8 protein-coding genes, 2 tRNA genes and 3 rRNA genes are annotated in these 17029 nt (G+C 57.5%); 10 read left to right on the top strand and 3 right to left on the bottom strand.

The genetic code is table 11. From position 1 onward, the window contains the following. Positions 1–111: 111 nt before the first annotated feature. Positions 112–1806, bottom strand: coding sequence for a phenylacetic acid degradation protein PaaN (gene paaN, locus UC34_RS21855; RefSeq protein WP_044457180.1), 1695 nt, complete (start codon positions 1804–1806; stop codon positions 112–114). A 570-nt stretch (positions 1807–2376) separates the two neighbouring features. Here paaN and UC34_RS21850 point away from each other — a divergent pair. The 8 genes from UC34_RS21850 to UC34_RS21815 all read left to right on the top strand — a co-directional run bounded on the left by UC34_RS21850 (position 2377) and on the right by UC34_RS21815 (position 11419). Next, a complete protein-coding gene (locus UC34_RS21850; RefSeq protein WP_044457179.1) occupies positions 2377–3153 on the top strand; it encodes an enoyl-CoA hydratase in 777 nt (258 codons plus the stop codon). Positions 3154–3238: 85 nt separating this feature from the next. Continuing rightward, positions 3239–4045: a basic amino acid ABC transporter substrate-binding protein gene (locus UC34_RS21845; RefSeq protein ID WP_044457178.1), complete on the top strand. Its 807-nt coding sequence runs from the start codon at positions 3239–3241 to the stop codon at positions 4043–4045. Between the two features lie 567 nt (positions 4046–4612). Continuing rightward, positions 4613–6145: ribosomal RNA gene (locus UC34_RS21840) — 16S ribosomal RNA — on the top strand. Positions 6146–6209: 64 nt separating this feature from the next. Continuing rightward, positions 6210–6286: transfer RNA gene (locus UC34_RS21835), tRNA-Ile, on the top strand. Positions 6287–6397: 111 nt separating this feature from the next. Beyond that, a tRNA-Ala gene (locus UC34_RS21830) sits at positions 6398–6473 on the top strand. Between the two features lie 292 nt (positions 6474–6765). Next, a 23S ribosomal RNA gene (locus UC34_RS21825) occupies positions 6766–9643 on the top strand. Between the two features lie 129 nt (positions 9644–9772). After that, positions 9773–9885: ribosomal RNA gene (gene rrf, locus UC34_RS21820) — 5S ribosomal RNA — on the top strand. The 16S, 23S and 5S rRNA genes sit together here with 2 tRNA genes alongside, the layout of an rRNA operon. A gap of 739 nt (positions 9886–10624) precedes the next feature. Then, positions 10625–11419: a DUF3047 domain-containing protein gene (locus tag UC34_RS21815; protein ID WP_044457177.1), complete on the top strand. Its 795-nt coding sequence runs from the start codon at positions 10625–10627 to the stop codon at positions 11417–11419. Between the two features lie 85 nt (positions 11420–11504). On the opposite strand, the gene UC34_RS21810 is transcribed toward UC34_RS21815, so the two are convergent. Next, complete coding sequence (locus UC34_RS21810; protein WP_044457176.1) at positions 11505–12701, bottom strand: M20 aminoacylase family protein; 1197 nt, start codon at positions 12699–12701, stop codon at positions 11505–11507. Positions 12702–12912: 211 nt separating this feature from the next. On the opposite strand from UC34_RS21810, the gene UC34_RS21805 reads away from it, so the two are divergent. Both UC34_RS21805 and UC34_RS21800 read left to right on the top strand, forming a co-directional pair. Beyond that, complete coding sequence (locus UC34_RS21805) at positions 12913–14988, top strand: molybdopterin-containing oxidoreductase family protein (protein ID WP_044457175.1); 2076 nt, start codon at positions 12913–12915, stop codon at positions 14986–14988. A 64-nt stretch (positions 14989–15052) separates the two neighbouring features. Next, a complete protein-coding gene (locus UC34_RS21800; protein ID WP_044458540.1) occupies positions 15053–16162 on the top strand; it encodes an aminopeptidase in 1110 nt (369 codons plus the stop codon). 286 nt (positions 16163–16448) lie between these two features. Here UC34_RS21800 and UC34_RS21790 read toward each other — a convergent pair whose 3' ends face one another. After that, positions 16449–16928: a MarR family winged helix-turn-helix transcriptional regulator gene (locus UC34_RS21790; RefSeq protein WP_044457173.1), complete on the bottom strand. Its 480-nt coding sequence runs from the start codon at positions 16926–16928 to the stop codon at positions 16449–16451. Positions 16929–17029: the final 101 nt, after the last annotated feature.

The following is a 17029-nucleotide window of genomic DNA, read 5'->3' as shown; positions in this document are numbered from 1 at the left end:
TGCGGCGACCGTCGTGCGACGGTGAGTGACTATGGTAGTGACTTACCGTCGTATGCGCGTAAGGAGTTTCCCGTCCTCTTTATATATAGATGTGGCTCAGGCGGATGTAAGTCAGGCGGCGCCCGCTTCGGACTTCGCCGGCACGTGGTGACGGCTTTGCACGACGCGGAAGCGATTCGCGACGAAGGCGGCGTCGGCCAGGCTGGCGTTGGCGGCCGGGTTACCTCCGGTGCCGTGGTAATCCGAATAGGCCGCCGACTGGTTGACGAACACGCCGCCCGTCAGATTGAGCGACAGGGCGACACGACCTTCGATGGCGGCGTCGAGCGCTTGGGCTTCGCCTTCGGCGGACGTGGTGTATGCCGACAACGTGAGCGCGCCGTGTTCGGCGGCAGTCCGTCCCGCCAGGGCGAAGGCTTGCGCTGCGCTATCGACGGCGATCACGAACGTGATCGGGCCAAACCATTCACGGGTGTATGTGGCTTCGTCGGCAACGTCGAGCGCGACGATCAGCGGCGTGCGCACGCGGGCATCGGCGAACGCCGGGTGCTGGAGCGTCTGGCTGTCGAGCACGACACGGCCGACCTTGCGCGCCTCGTCGATACGGGCGAGTACGCCCTCGTTTTGAATCGCGCCGAGCAGTTCGACGGCCTTGGCCGGATCGCTGCACGTTTTCTGAACGCTGCCGGCGATGGCGGCGACGACTTCGTCGAACGACACCTTGCCGTCCGGCGTCTGAATGCCGTCACGCGGAATGTAGATGTTCTGCGGCGCCGTGCACATCTGGCCGGAATACAGCGCCAGCGAGAAGCCGATGTTGCGGGCCATGCCCTTCAGATCGTCCGTCGAGTCGATCACGATCTGGTTCACGCCGGCTTTCTCGGTGTACACCTGCGCCTGACGGGCGTTGGTTTCCAGCCAGTCGCCGTTGGCGGTGCTGCCGGTGAAGTCGATCACGCGCACTTCGCCGCGCTTGGCCAGTTGCTGGACGATGGCGCCATCGTTCGGGTTTGTGGCGGCGAGGGTGACCACGTCCGGGTCGAAACCGGCTTCTTTGAGCACCTCACGGGCGATCTTCACTGTGATGGCGAGCGGCAGGATGGCGCCCGGGTGCGGTTTGACGATGACGGCGTTGCCGGTGGCGAGGCTGGCGAACAGGCCCGGGTAGCCGTTCCACGTCGGGAACGTGCAGCAGCCGAGCACGAGCGCCACGCCGCGCGGCACGACGGTGTAACGCTTTTCCATCGCAAGCGGTGGGTTCTTGCCTTGCGGCTTTTCCCAGTAAGCATCGGCCGGGATACGGCGCAGCTCGTCCCAAGCGTAGGCCACGGCTTCGAGGCCGCGATCCTGGGCGTGCGGGCCACCGGCCTGGAAGGCCATCATGAACGCCTGTCCCGTCGTGTGCATCACCGCGTTGGCCATCTCGAAGCTGCGGGCGTTCAGACGCTTGAGGATTTCGAGCGAGACACCAACCCAGGCGTCCGGCGCGGCAGCGCGCCACGATTTGTGAGCGTCGCTCACGCGGGCGAGCAGGGTGTCGATTTCGAAACCGGGGTAAGTCGTGCCCAGCGCGAAGCCAAACGGCGAGGCTTCCTGCCCGACGCTGCCCGTGCTGCCACGCTGCTCCAGCGGGAACGCGGCGTTCAGGTACTGTTTGAAAGCGGCTTCGCCGTCGGCGGCGGCCGTCTCGCCATAAGCGCGCGGGCTCGGCATTTCCGTGAACGGGCTCCAGTACCCACGCGTGGCGATGGCCTGAAGGGCGCGCTCGAGAGTCTCTTGGTGTTTGGCGAAGAGGGGATGAGTCATGGTTGTGGATCTGTCCGTGTCGGGATGCGGCTGGCGGATTCGCTGTCTGTGCCTGCGGGCAAGTTTGTGGCTCGCGCGGCAAGACGCAGGAACGGCACCGGATCGTCTCAATTCAGTTTGTCGCGAACATTAATTGACCGACCGGTTGGTTTGTTAATATAGCACCAAATCTTCTGGGCGTGGCGTGCGATGACGCCGGGTTTTCCCCGACGGTTTTTGATGCGGTGGGTCGGCGCGGGACGAGGCGGCCGTACGTCTCTCCTTATATAAGAATGCTCAGCATGTTTCGATGGTCCATCCCGTGCGCTGCGTTGGACGATCTGCTTGGCGGAACGAAAGGTGCGTGCCTTGGGGATCGATGGCATCATGCCTAACCACTACAGTCGACGCCCGGCAGGCCACGTACCCGTGCTGCCATGTGCGCCGCAGCGCCGTTGCGAACCAGCGGCACGCCCATCGCCTTATCTGTTTTCGGCGTTCGCGCGGTTGTGATGTTCGCGAAGACGTCACGTTCGCGCGAAGGCCTGCCCCCGAATCACAAGACGAGACTTTGACTGGAGGAACAAGAGGATGACGTACGAGAACATTCTGGTGGAGACGCGTGGTCGCGTCGGTCTGATCACGCTGAATCGTCCGAAAGCGCTCAATGCGCTCAACGACGCGCTGATGGACGAACTGGGCGCAGCGCTCACCGCATTCGATGCGGACGAAGCCATCGGTTGCATGGTGATCACCGGAAGCGAGAAGGCGTTTGCGGCAGGGGCGGACATCGGCATGATGTCGAAGTACACCTTCGCCGACGTGTTCAAGGGTGACTACATCACGCGCAACTGGGAGACGGTACGTCGTATCCGTAAACCGGTAATTGCCGCTGTGTCGGGCTTTGCCCTGGGCGGCGGGTGCGAGCTGGCGATGATGTGCGACTTCATCATTGCTGCCGACAACGCGAAATTCGGTCAGCCTGAAATCAAGCTCGGCGTGATTCCTGGTGCGGGCGGCACGCAGCGTCTGACGCGTGCAGTCTCGAAGGCCAAGGCGATGGACATGTGCCTGACGGCGCGTTTCATGGACGCCACGGAGGCCGAGCGCGCGGGCCTCGTGTCGCGCATCGTGCCGTTCGACAAACTGCTCGATGAGGCGATTGGTGCAGCCAACACCATCTGCGAATTTTCGTTGCCGGTCGTCATGGCCGCGAAGGAATCCGTCAATCGGGCTTTCGAATCGACGCTGGACGAGGGTGTTCAGTTCGAGCGTCGCATGTTCCATTCGCTCTTCGCGCTGGAAGATCAGAAGGAAGGCATGGCGGCGTTCGTCGAGAAGCGCAAGCCGGTTTTCAAGCATCGCTGAGCTGTTGTGAAAAACCCGGGACGGCCCTCTCGAACGAAGGTCGTCCTATGATAGTCTGCCGGTTTTTTCAGCAAGGGACGAAACGATGTCGATGAAACGACGTGCATTTGCGCTGGCCGTGGTCGTGGCCTCGGGGCTGCTGTTGAGTGCCTGCGGGAAGAAGGAGGATACGGCTGCGGGGCGCTCGGTCGGGCCTGACGGCTCGCAACCGGTGTACGTCGTCGGTTCGGACGCTGCCTATGCGCCGTTCGAGTTTGAAACCGATAACCGGCAGATCGCGGGTTTCGATATCGATGTGATGAAGGCCGTCGCCGACAAGGCGGGCATTTCCATCCGCTTCATCAATACGCCTTTTGAGGGCATCTTCAATTCTCTCGTACAGGGCGATCGCGACATCCTGATCTCGGCGATCACGATCACCGATGAGCGAAGCAAGCAGATGGACTTCTCGACGCCTTACTTCGAGGCATCGCAATTGATTGCAGTGCCGGCGAATTCGACGGTGCAGAAATTCGCCGATCTGAAATCGATGAAAGTGGGCGTGCAAACGGCAACGACGGGCGACGAGGTGGTTCAGAAGCTGATGGGCAAGAACAATCCGTCGGTCAAACGCTTCGAAGGTACGCCGCTTGCGATGAAGGAACTTGAGGCTGGCGGCGTGGATGCGGTGGTCGCAGATAACGGCGTGGTAGTGAACTTCATTGCGAATAATCCGAATGCCAAGCTTCGCACGGTGGCGGATGACAGCTTCCCGAAGGAGTATTACGGCATCGCAGTGCGCAAGGGGGACGCGGCATTGCTGGCCAAGATCAACAAGGGCATCGATGCGATCAAGGCGGATGGCACATATGACGCGATCTATGAGCGCTACTTCGGCAAGAAGAAGTCCTGATCGTGAGCAGGAGGAGGCATCTCCTGAAGCCGTGTGAAATGAAGAAGCCCCGTCGCGACGGGGCTTCTTCATGGGTTTTCAAATTATTTTCACAAAGTGCTTGCCAGGGCCCCGGGTTTTCACTAATATCTCGTCTCTCGCAACGACAGAGACGCAGCGAAAGCGGCGGCGAGGTTGAAGCGAGGGGCTGAAAAGCCCGGTGGTTAGTGGTTTTGGAGCTTGCGAGTCGCTACGGCGACGAACGAAGAAAGCGAAAAAAACTGTTGACGACGACGAGAAGCTGCGACATAATCTCACTTCTCTGCTGCTGATGCAGCGACGCAGAAAACGAAGCGACGGCGCGGTAAGTAAGCGACGAAGCGAAGTTGGATGCGATTGATCTTTAAAAATTAAACAACCGATAAGTGTGGGCACTCGATGAATGGTGCGTCTGCTTCGGCAGATAAGCTTTAAATTTATTGAGGCTCACATAGTAATAGGTAAGTTAAGTAATTAACTTGTCAGCATACTTTGAGAGCGACCGGTTCTAGCGATTTATCGCGAAAAACCGAAAACAGTAACAGGTTTAAACTGAAGAGTTTGATCCTGGCTCAGATTGAACGCTGGCGGCATGCCTTACACATGCAAGTCGAACGGCAGCACGGGTGCTTGCACCTGGTGGCGAGTGGCGAACGGGTGAGTAATATATCGGAACGTACCTTGTAGTGGGGGATAGCTCGGCGAAAGCCGGATTAATACCGCATACGCTCTGAGGAGGAAAGCGGGGGACCTTCGGGCCTCGCGCTACAAGAGCGGCCGATATCAGATTAGCTAGTTGGTGAGGTAAAAGCTCACCAAGGCGACGATCTGTAGCTGGTCTGAGAGGACGACCAGCCACACTGGGACTGAGACACGGCCCAGACTCCTACGGGAGGCAGCAGTGGGGAATTTTGGACAATGGGCGAAAGCCTGATCCAGCAATGCCGCGTGTGTGAAGAAGGCCTTCGGGTTGTAAAGCACTTTTGTCCGGAAAGAAATCCTCTGGGTTAATACCTCGGGGGGATGACGGTACCGGAAGAATAAGCACCGGCTAACTACGTGCCAGCAGCCGCGGTAATACGTAGGGTGCAAGCGTTAATCGGAATTACTGGGCGTAAAGCGTGCGCAGGCGGTTTTGTAAGACGGATGTGAAATCCCCGGGCTCAACCTGGGAACTGCATTCGTGACTGCAAGGCTAGAGTATGGCAGAGGGGGGTAGAATTCCACGTGTAGCAGTGAAATGCGTAGAGATGTGGAGGAATACCGATGGCGAAGGCAGCCCCCTGGGCCAATACTGACGCTCATGCACGAAAGCGTGGGGAGCAAACAGGATTAGATACCCTGGTAGTCCACGCCCTAAACGATGTCAACTAGTTGTTGGGGATTCATTTCCTTAGTAACGTAGCTAACGCGTGAAGTTGACCGCCTGGGGAGTACGGTCGCAAGATTAAAACTCAAAGGAATTGACGGGGACCCGCACAAGCGGTGGATGATGTGGATTAATTCGATGCAACGCGAAAAACCTTACCTACCCTTGACATGTACGGAATCCTGCTGAGAGGTGGGAGTGCTCGAAAGAGAACCGTAACACAGGTGCTGCATGGCTGTCGTCAGCTCGTGTCGTGAGATGTTGGGTTAAGTCCCGCAACGAGCGCAACCCTTGTCCTTAGTTGCTACGCAAGAGCACTCTAAGGAGACTGCCGGTGACAAACCGGAGGAAGGTGGGGATGACGTCAAGTCCTCATGGCCCTTATGGGTAGGGCTTCACACGTCATACAATGGTCGGTACAGAGGGCTGCCAAACCGCGAGGTGGAGCTAACCCCAGAAAACCGATCGTAGTCCGGATCGCAGTCTGCAACTCGACTGCGTGAAGCTGGAATCGCTAGTAATCGCGGATCAGCATGTCGCGGTGAATACGTTCCCGGGTCTTGTACACACCGCCCGTCACACCATGGGAGTGGGTTTTGCCAGAAGTAGGTAGCCTAACCGCAAGGAGGGCGCTTACCACGGCAGGATTCATGACTGGGGTGAAGTCGTAACAAGGTAGCCGTAGGGGAACCTGCGGCTGGATCACCTCCTTTCTAGAGCATGCACTGGAAGTTGAGTGTTCACGCTTATCGGTTGTTGACTGCGTAGATCTAAGTCGGGTCTGTAGCTCAGGTGGTTAGAGCACCGTCTTGATAAGGCGGGGGTCGAAGGTTCAAGTCCTTCCAGACCCACCAACTCTTTCCACTGACGTCCGGTAGAAAGAAATCTGGCTGAGGCAAGGCACAAAGAGCCGCTGCATACATGGGTATGCAAGGTTTTTTGTAACGCTGAATCAGGCTGATTTTGGGGGATTAGCTCAGCTGGGAGAGCACCTGCTTTGCAAGCAGGGGGTCGTCGGTTCGATCCCGTCATCCTCCACCACTTCTTAGATCACATCGATGTCAGTCAAAAGCAAGTTATCTCAGTGGTACTTCTGAAGTAAATCCCTGAATGTGAATGCTTTTGAATGACAGCAATGTCATGCAGTATTTGTTCTTTAACAATTTGGAAGAAGAAGTAGTACAACGGAAGCGCGTTAGAGATGGCGCGTGGAAATTGTACGGGTTGTGATTGTATCAACCAGTATTTAAAGTGATCGAAAGATGACTTGGAATACGGCACAACGCTAATACTCAACCTATAAAGGATGTGTCGAGAGACGCACTCGTTATAGGGTCAAGCGAATAAGTGCATGTGGTGGATGCCTTGGCGATTACAGGCGATGAAGGACGCGATAGCCTGCGAAAAGTTGTGGGGAGCTGGCAAATAAGCATTGATCCACAAATGTCCGAATGGGGAAACCCGGCCTTTTAGGTCATCCTAGACTGAATACATAGGTCTAGCGAAGCGAACGCGGCGAACTGAAACATCTAAGTAGCTGCAGGAAAAGAAATCAACCGAGATTCCCAAAGTAGTGGCGAGCGAAATGGGACCAGCCTTCAAGATTTAGCACCGGTGTTATCAAAACGGAATGGAAAGTCCGGCCATAGTGGGTGATAGCCCCGTATGAGAAAACCCTGGTGTGGAACTAAGCTTGAGAAAAGTAGGGCGGGACACGTGAAATCCTGTCTGAAGATGGGGGGACCATCCTCCAAGGCTAAATACTCGTAATCGACCGATAGTGAACCAGTACCGTGAGGGAAAGGCGAAAAGAACCCCGGGAGGGGAGTGAAATAGATCCTGAAACCGCATGCATACAAACAGTCGGAGCCTCGTAAGGGGTGACGGCGTACCTTTTGTATAATGGGTCAGCGACTTACATTCAGTGGCAAGCTTAACCGAATAGGGAAGGCGTAGCGAAAGCGAGTCCGAATAGGGCGTTCAGTCGCTGGGTGTAGACCCGAAACCAAGTGATCTATCCATGGCCAGGTTGAAGGTGCGGTAACACGTACTGGAGGACCGAACCCACTAACGTTGAAAAGTTAGGGGATGAGCTGTGGATAGGGGTGAAAGGCTAAACAAACTTGGAAATAGCTGGTTCTCTCCGAAAACTATTTAGGTAGTGCCTCGTGTATCACCTTCGGGGGTAGAGCACTGTCATGGTTGAGGGGTCCATTGCGGATTACCTCGCCATAGCAAACTCCGAATACCGAAGAGTGCAATCACGGGAGACAGACATCGGGTGCTAACGTCCGGTGTCAAGAGGGAAACAACCCAGACCGCCAGCTAAGGTCCCTAAATATTGCTAAGTGGGAAACGAAGTGGGAAGGCTAAAACAGTCAGGAGGTTGGCTTAGAAGCAGCCACCCTTTAAAGAAAGCGTAATAGCTCACTGATCGAGTCGTCCTGCGCGGAAGATGTAACGGGGCTAAGCAATATACCGAAGCTGCGGATGCGAGCTTGCTCGCATGGTAGGAGAGCGTTCTGTAAGCCTGTGAAGGTGTCTTGTAAAGGATGCTGGAGGTATCAGAAGTGCGAATGCTGACATGAGTAGCGATAAAGGGGGTGAAAGGCCCCCTCGCCGTAAGCCCAAGGTTTCCTACGCAACGTTCATCGGCGTAGGGTGAGTCGGCCCCTAAGGCGAGGCAGAGATGCGTAGCTGATGGGAAGCAGGTTAATATTCCTGCACCGTCGTATGATGCGATGGGGGGACGGATCGCGGAAGGTTGTCCGGGTGTTGGAAGTCCCGGTCCCTGCAGTGGAGAAGGCGCTTAGGCAAATCCGGGCGCGTAATTCAAGGCTGTGGGGCGAGCGAACTTGTTCGCGAAGCAATTGGAAGTGGTTCCAAGAAAAGCCTCTAAGCTTCAGTCATACGAGACCGTACCGCAAACCGACACAGGTGGGCGAGATGAGTATTCTAAGGCGCTTGAGAGAACTCGGGAGAAGGAACTCGGCAAATTGGTACCGTAACTTCGGGATAAGGTACGCCCTTGTAGCTTGACTGGCCTGCGCCAGGAGGGTGAAGGGGTTGCAATAAACTGGTGGCTGCGACTGTTTAATAAAAACACAGCACTCTGCAAACACGAAAGTGGACGTATAGGGTGTGACGCCTGCCCGGTGCCGGAAGATTAAATGATGGGGTGCAAGCTCTTGATTGAAGTCCCGGTAAACGGCGGCCGTAACTATAACGGTCCTAAGGTAGCGAAATTCCTTGTCGGGTAAGTTCCGACCTGCACGAATGGCGTAACGATGGCCACACTGTCTCCTCCCGAGACTCAGCGAAGTTGAAGTGTTTGTGATGATGCAATCTACCCGCGGCTAGACGGAAAGACCCCATGAACCTTTACTGTAGCTTTGCATTGGACTTTGAACCGGTCTGTGTAGGATAGGTGGGAGGCTTTGAAGCAGGAACGCTAGTTTCTGTGGAGCCGTCCTTGAAATACCACCCTGGCTTGTTTGAGGTTCTAACCTAGGTCCGTAATCCGGATCGGGGACAGTGCATGGTAGGCAGTTTGACTGGGGCGGTCTCCTCCCAAAGTGTAACGGAGGAGTACGAAGGTACGCTAGGTACGGTCGGAAATCGTGCTGATAGTGCAATGGCAAAAGCGTGCTTAACTGCGAGACTGACAAGTCGAGCAGGTGCGAAAGCAGGTCATAGTGATCCGGTGGTTCTGTATGGAAGGGCCATCGCTCAACGGATAAAAGGTACTCTGGGGATAACAGGCTGATACCGCCCAAGAGTTCATATCGACGGCGGTGTTTGGCACCTCGATGTCGGCTCATCTCATCCTGGGGCTGTAGCCGGTCCCAAGGGTATGGCTGTTCGCCATTTAAAGAGGTACGTGAGCTGGGTTTAAAACGTCGTGAGACAGTTTGGTCCCTATCTGCCGTGGGCGTTGGAAGTTTGAAGGGGGCTGCTCCTAGTACGAGAGGACCGGAGTGGACGAACCTCTGGTGTACCGGTTGTCACGCCAGTGGCATCGCCGGGTAGCTATGTTCGGAAGAGATAACCGCTGAAAGCATCTAAGCGGGAAACTCGCCTTAAGATGAGACTTCCCTGGGAACTCGATTCCCCTTAAGGGTCGTTCAAGACCAGGACGTTGATAGGTCAGGTGTGGAAGCGCAGTAATGCGTTAAGCTAACTGATACTAATTGCCCGTGAGGCTTGATCCTATAACCAGTGTGTTTTTCCTGGTGTGAGTATCGCTGTGCCGATACACTCACAACCCACAAGTTGTTGTACTACGCTTCTTCCGAATTGGTTTTGTTGGGATACCCTCCCAGCAGAACATACAAGTTATGCCTGATGACCATAGCGAGTTGGAACCACCCCTTCCCATCCCGAACAGGACCGTGAAACGACTCCACGCCGATGATAGTGCGGATACCCGTGTGAAAGTAGGTAATCGTCAGGCTCCCCTTAAAAACCCCTTGCTACTCCGTAGCGAGGGGTTTTTGCTTTTGGGCACCCGTACGTCGCTCAAACGCCAACGCTACAGCGTTCCCCGTCACTTGCCTCATGTCCGGTGGGCTCTCGTTTTCGCCTTGTCGGGCTTGCTGCGATCAGTGGCCTCGCATCGACTATGCAGATCCGCGCCGTCTCGATCTGCCCCTTCACGGCCCATTGAAAGATTCGATCTCGGGAGACATCGCCGCGTCGTTTGTGGAGTCGGGATCCGCTTCCTGCCTTGAGGCTTCCGGCTACGCTCAATTCGACGTCGGCCGCGACCATCTGCGGTAATCACTCAATGATGCAAAGAGCGCGCTGCCAAGACGGACAGCGCGTTTTTTCGTGAAGCGTCACGTTGCTTACCAGAAGCGCTGATTTCCATGACTCGCGGTGGCGCGATTGCCCAGCCGTGGTGTATGTCGGATCGCTCGGAACGAGGGCATCATCCTATTAGGCTGGTCTTCGAATCACAGTCGACCGTCGGTGACATGTTTCACCCGCTTGCGGCGCGTTAATCCGTAAGCCCCACCGCGCTTGAACACCTCGAATACTGTTGCATTGCCATCACGAAGTGAAATCCCGGGTAGATCGACACTTGATTTCTCGCTTAGCATTCCGCCACGGGGTTAGTGGTAGTTCGGGGAGTGAAACAAGTGGTGAGACGGTATTGGAAGGAGCGCCTTAAGCAGTGGCGTGTTGTTGCAATGGTCTGCCTGAGCGGGACATTTGTGACTTGGGGGCTCAGCGGATGTGCATTTTCCGGATCGCCACCGACGCCGCAAACGCAATCCCTGGCGTCTGCATCTCATGGGGAGATTGCGCCACTCTCGGCTTCGGTAGACACCCAGGGGCTGCCACCCCATTGGGAAACCTATCTCGTCACGCGGAATAAGCGACTGACACGCTATGAGCAAACCGCTGACGCAGACGGTGTCGCCGTCGTTCGTGCGACAGTGCAAGGATCGGCATCGGGACTTGCGCAGAAACTCGATATTCCGGTCTATGTAGGCAGCCGGTTGACTTGGCGTTGGCGAGCAGACGCCTTGCCGGCCAACGCCGATATCCGTACCAAGCGCTCCGACGATGCCCCCGTGCGCATCGCGCTCGCCTTCGACGGGGATCCCGCGAAACTGACCATGCAGGACCATATGCACCGGGAGTTGGCACGTATGGTCAGCGGACGTGAGCTGCCCTTCGCTACGTTGATGTACACCTGGGGCGATGACAAATTAGCGACCAACGAACTGGTGCCTAATCCCTATACGGGACGCATTCGGTCTATCGTTGTCGAACGCGGTAGCGAACATCTGGGAACGTGGCAGACGTATTCGCGCGATATTGCGAAGGATTACGAGAGGGCGTTCGGCGAGCGCCCCGGGCGCCTGATCGGCATCGCCATCATGAGCGACGGCGACAATACACAGTCCGACTTCACTGCATGGTACGGGGATATTCGTCTGGATACGGACGGTATTCCCACGACAACTGCAGCCAAATAGCGCAGTTCCCACGTTGAAGCGAAAAAGCCGGCAACTTGAAATTGCCGGCTTTTTGCTTGTTGCCGAATCTCAGCGAGACGAACGGTTACTTGTTCCGCTCAAAATACGTTTCGACCAGTTTGACCCAGTAAGTCCCGCCAAGTGGCAGCAAATCATCGTTGAAATCGTAGCTGGCGTTATGGAGGTTGCAGGGGCCCAGGCCGTGGCCAGTGTCACGGTGCGTCCCGTCACCATTGCCGATAAAGACATATGCGCCCGGCTTTTCGAGCAGCATGAACGAGAAGTCCTCGGCCCCCATCGTCGGTTCGACCTTGTCGTTGACGTTCTCGTCGCTCACGATCTGGCGCATCACGTCGGCGCACAGTGCGGCCATGGCAGGATCATTAATGGTCGGCGGATAGTTGCGCTGGAATTCGATTTCCGCCGAGCATCCGAGACCTTTGGCGACGAACTCGGAGACTTCGCGCAGTCGGCTCTCGATCAGGTCGAGAACTTCGATCGAAAAGGTGCGAATCGTGCCGCCAAGCCATGCCACGTCAGGAACCACGTTAGTCGTGTCACCGGCATGGATTTGGGTAATGGAGAGCACCGCTGCATCGATGGGGCGCTTGTTGCGGGTAATGATGCTTTGCAGCGCCTGCGCAACCTGAACGGCGGCAATGACCGGATCGATCCCGGCGTTAGGAATGCCCGCATGGGTGCCCTTGCCTCGAATCGTGATCTTGAATTCGTTGCTGGACGCCATCATGGGGCCCGGCGTTACGGCAAACGTGCCGGTCGGGACCCCCGGCCAGTTGTGCATGCCGAACACCGCGTCCATCGGGAAGCGCGTGAACAGGCCGTCCTTGATCATTTCGCGTGCGCCGCCACCGCCTTCCTCGGCGGGCTGGAAAATCAGATAGACGGTGCCGTCGAAATTGCGATGCTTCTGAAGGTATTGCGCCGCAGCAAGCAACATGGCCGTGTGACCGTCATGTCCGCAGGCGTGCATTTTGCCTTCATGCTTCGAGGCATGTTCGAACGTATTGGCTTCGTGGATCGGCAAGGCATCCATATCGGCGCGCAGACCGATGGCACGGTCGCTGCTGCCATTTTTGATGATGCCGACGACACCGGTCGTGCCGAGTCCCCGGTGAATGGGGATTCCCCATTGGGTCAAGGTTTCCGCGACAACGTCGGACGTGCGTTTTTCTTCGAAGCAGAGTTCCGGATGGGCGTGAATGTCACGTCGGATGGTCTGGATTTCGCCGCGGGCGGCGTCGATTTCTGGGATGAGCTTCATGACGGGTTCCTGCTGAGCGCAATGGCTCATCTTACCCCGAATGGTTGGGTCTGGCACCTTGCCCAGAAATGTCCGAATGGCGAGTCGGACAAGGCCGAAAAACGGCCGAACGCCCCGTGCGGCGGGGCACCGCCCGAACGAACGTAATACAATGTCGTCAGCGTCCCAATGTCGTGCGGCGCAGTAATCCGGTAGAGAGAGGAGTAGTTTGATGACGACCAATACCCACGTCGTTCGGGCCGCATGTCCGCATGACTGTCCCGATACGTGCGCACTGCATGTGACGGTGGAGAATGGCGTCGCGATCAAGGTGCAGGGCGATCCTGATCATCCGACGACCAATGGTGTCTTGTGTACGAAAGTCTCTCGCTATACCGAGCGGACCTATCACCCTGACCGCCTGCTGCATCCGCTCAAGCGAGTCGGTCCCAAGGGCAGTGGTCAATTCGTTCGGGTCAGTTGGGACGAAGCCCTCGATGAGATCGCGTCCCGGCTCGGCGCCATTGCAGCACGTGAGCCGGAGGCGATTTTGCCCTACAGCTATGCCGGCACGATGGGATTCGTGCAAGGCGAGTCGATGGCCGCACGCTTCTTCAACAAGATCGGGGCCTCCGATCTCGATCGCACCATCTGCGCAAGTGCAGGCGCGGCGGGCATGCGGTACACATACGGCGCCGGCGTCGGAATGCATGTCGAGCACTTTGCCGATAGCAAACTGATCCTGATCTGGGGAAGTAACCCCATCACGTCGAGCGTGCATTTCTGGGCCATCGCTCAGGAGGCAAAGCGCCGTGGTGCGAAGCTGATCGCCATCGATCCCTATCGCTCGCTCACCGCCGAAAAATGCCATCAGCACATTGCGCTGTTGCCTGGCACGGACGCCGCCCTCGCGTTGGGCATGATGCATGTCCTCATCGACGAAGATCTGGTCGATCACGAATACATCGCACGACATACGATCGGATACAACGAACTCAAGGAGCGCGTGCGACGTTATACGCCAGCACGCGTCGCAGAGATTTGCGGTATTACGGCTGACACCATCGTGAGTCTGGCCCGCGAGTACGCGAGTGCGAAGCCCGCTGCGATCCGACTGAACTATGGCATGCAGCGTGCCAAGGGCGGTGGACAGGCGACGCGGGCGGTAGCCTGCCTCCCTGCGCTCATCGGTGCCTGGCGGGATCCGGCGGGTGGATTGCTGATGTCGTCGTCCGGCTACGCGCCGGTGGACGTGCTGGCGCAAGCGCGTCCCGATCTTCGCTCACGACAGGACCGCGCGCCGCGTCTGATCAACATGAGCGCGATCGGAGACGCGCTTTGTCATCCGGGCGACGAGACATTCGGTCCCAAAATCGAGGCGCTGGTGGTGTACAACAGCAATCCAGTGGCTGTCGCGCCGGAATCCGGCAAGGTCGCGAGCGGCTTCGCTCGCGAGGATCTCTTTACTGTGGTGCTGGAGCATTTCCAGACGGACACAGCGGACTATGCGGACTTCGTGCTTCCCGCGACGACCCAGCTCGAACACCTCGACATTCACAAGGCTTACGGCCACACCTATTTGCTGGCGAACAACCCTGCGATTGCACCGCTTGGGGAGGCGAAACCGAATTCCGAAATATTCCGACTGTTAGCCAAGCGTATGGGCTGGCAGGACGCCTGCTTCTCCGACACCGACGACGAGTTGGCGGCGCAATCGATTCGCTGGAGCGACCCGCGCATGGCCGGCAGCGATTGGGAGACGCTCAAGCGTGATGGATGGATTCGCTACGATCTGCCGGAAGCGCCGTTTGCCAACGGCCAGTTCTATACACCATCCGGCAAGTGCGAGTTCTACTCTGAGCGCATGTTGCAAGAAGGCTTCGACCCGCTGCCGGATTGGGTGCCGCCGTATGAGTCGGTTGCCAGCAATCCGCAGTTGGCGTCGCGTTACCCGCTGGCCATGATTTCGCCGCCGGCCCGTAACTTCCTGAATTCGAGCTTCGTCAACGTCGACAGTCTGCGCTCATCGGTCGGTGAACCGACGCTGGATATTCATCCGTCGGATGCGGCCCCGCGAGGCATTGCCGATGGTGCTGGGGTTCGCATCTTCAATGATCGCGGCACGCTGAATGCCAAGGCGCGCGTCACGGACAAGGCGCGCGAAGGGGTTGTCGTGGGTCTGTCGATCTGGTGGAAGAAACTTGCGCCGGATGGGAAGAATGCCAACGAAGTCACGAGCCAGAACCTCACCGACCTTGGACGGGCGCCGACTTTCTACGATTGTCTGGTGGAGGTCGCACCGGTTTAAGAACCGGTGTCGTTCGACTGCAGCCCGGGGGAGCCTAGCCATGTCGATTGCGTTTTTGATGCGCATGCGCCAGACGTGGCGGACGATCAGCATTATCGTCGTGTGCGGGATGGGTCTCGCGCTCTCCGGCTGCGGGCAGGTCGGCTATTACGCCCAGTCGATTAACGGGCATTTTACGGTCTTGCATACGGCGAAGCCGGTGTCTGATCTGCTGGCCGACCCGGCGATCGACCCTCGCCTTCGTACGCGTCTGATCGAGGCTGAGCAAATCAGAAGCTATGCGGTCTCGGTGCTGGGCGAGCCCGACAATGGAAGCTATCGTAGCTACGCCGACCTGAAGCGGCCATTTGTCGTCTACAACGTCTTTGCTGCTCCGGCGCTATCGCTGAAACTTCACGAGTCTTGTCTTCTTGTCGTTGGATGCGTTGAGTATCGTGGCTATTACTCTCGCGAATCCGCCGAGGCTTATGCCGCAGCACTGCATCGAGAGGGCTGGGAGACTTTTGTGGCGGGGATTCCCGCCTATTCGACGCTGGGCTATTTCGATGACCCGCTCCTAAACACGTTCATCTATCTCCCGCGGGCCGAAGTGGCACGCATGATCTTCCATGAGCTCGCGCATCAGATACTGTTCGTCCGCGGCGATACGGCGTTCAATGAGTCCTTTGCCGTGACAGTGGAAACGGTGGGCGTGCGCCGCTGGCTGGCTGCGCATCCGGATGCCGCGATCGAATATGAGCGTTATGATTTGCACCGTCGTGAGTTTCGGAAGTTGGTGGACGGGTATCGGAAGCGTCTCGAGTTGCTGTATGGAGGCCCGGAGTCTGATGCCCAAAAGATGGCGAGCAAGGAAGCGTTGTTCGCTCGCATGCGTGCCGACTATGAAGCGCTCAAGGCATCGTGGGGTGGCTACCGGGGATTCGACTTATGGTTTGCCAGCGATCTGAACAATGCGAAGATCGGGTCCTTCGCCACCTATAACCAATGGGTGCCGGCGTTCATGGCGCTACTGGCTCAGAAGGACGACGATTTGCCAAAGTTCTATGCGGCGGTCAAGGCGATGTCGAAGCGGTCGGAGCCCGAGCGCAACGCGGTGCTGACTGCGCTGGACGCGACGCCCGGAGCGGCTGCGGCAAGGGTCCTGCTAGATGCGCCGGCACGAGCGAGCCGGTAGGTCGCGTGAGACGACAGCCCGGCTGTCTTATGACCTTCACCGGCATCACGGGTGGCAAGCCTCGGCTTCTGGCGGGGCGAGACCGGTCGCAAGCACGTCTTGCGCTGATCTCACGCGACGCGCCTTGCCGATATCAGGGTTTGCTGCATGAGACGACCTCGCCGGGCAATCACACCTTCGAACGCCGCGGCGTATCCCAACGCAGGCAAGCCAGGCGCAGGTTTGCCGCCAAGCGCGGCGTGGTGCCTCGCGCAGACAGCAAGACCTGACGCATGAGATGCCCCCGTCAGGCGATCACCGCCTTCAAATCCCCGAGCAACAGATAAAGCTGCTGCCGCTGTTCCTCCGGCAATCGGCCCAGGCGTTGCTCGATCCATTGCTCGTGGGCACGTGCCATGTTGGAAAAGGCCTTTTTCCCGCGTGGCGTGAGCTTGATCAGGAAAGCACGCCGGTCGTTGACCACGGTTTCACGCGTCACCCAGCCCTCTTTCTCCAATTGATCGGTAATGCCGGTGACGTTTCCCCCGGTGACCATCATCCGTTTGCTCAGCTCGCCCATCTTGAGTCCTTCGGGATGTCGGTCCAACTGGGCAAGCAAGTCGAAGCGCGGCAGCGTGCAGTCGAACTCCTGACGCAGGCGCGAGCGGATATCCGTCTCTATCAGGTTGGCGCACGTGAGCAGGCGCAGCCAGAGACGCAGCGCATCATGCTCGCGGTCGTGGGCTCGCGTTTCGAGATCGAGAGAGTCGGATTCGGCGAGGCTCATGGTCACGAGAAGAGAAATTTACAATGTGGAAATTTTAGGTTTGAAATAAACGTGCGGTCAAGCTAGGGGCGACACGAGGACACTGCGCTCGCGCGAGTTGT

The sequence above is a fragment of the Pandoraea vervacti genome (assembly GCF_000934605.2).
Taxonomy (GTDB): Bacteria; Pseudomonadota; Gammaproteobacteria; order Burkholderiales; family Burkholderiaceae; genus Pandoraea; species Pandoraea vervacti.
This window is presented reverse-complemented; position numbering and strand designations above follow the sequence as displayed.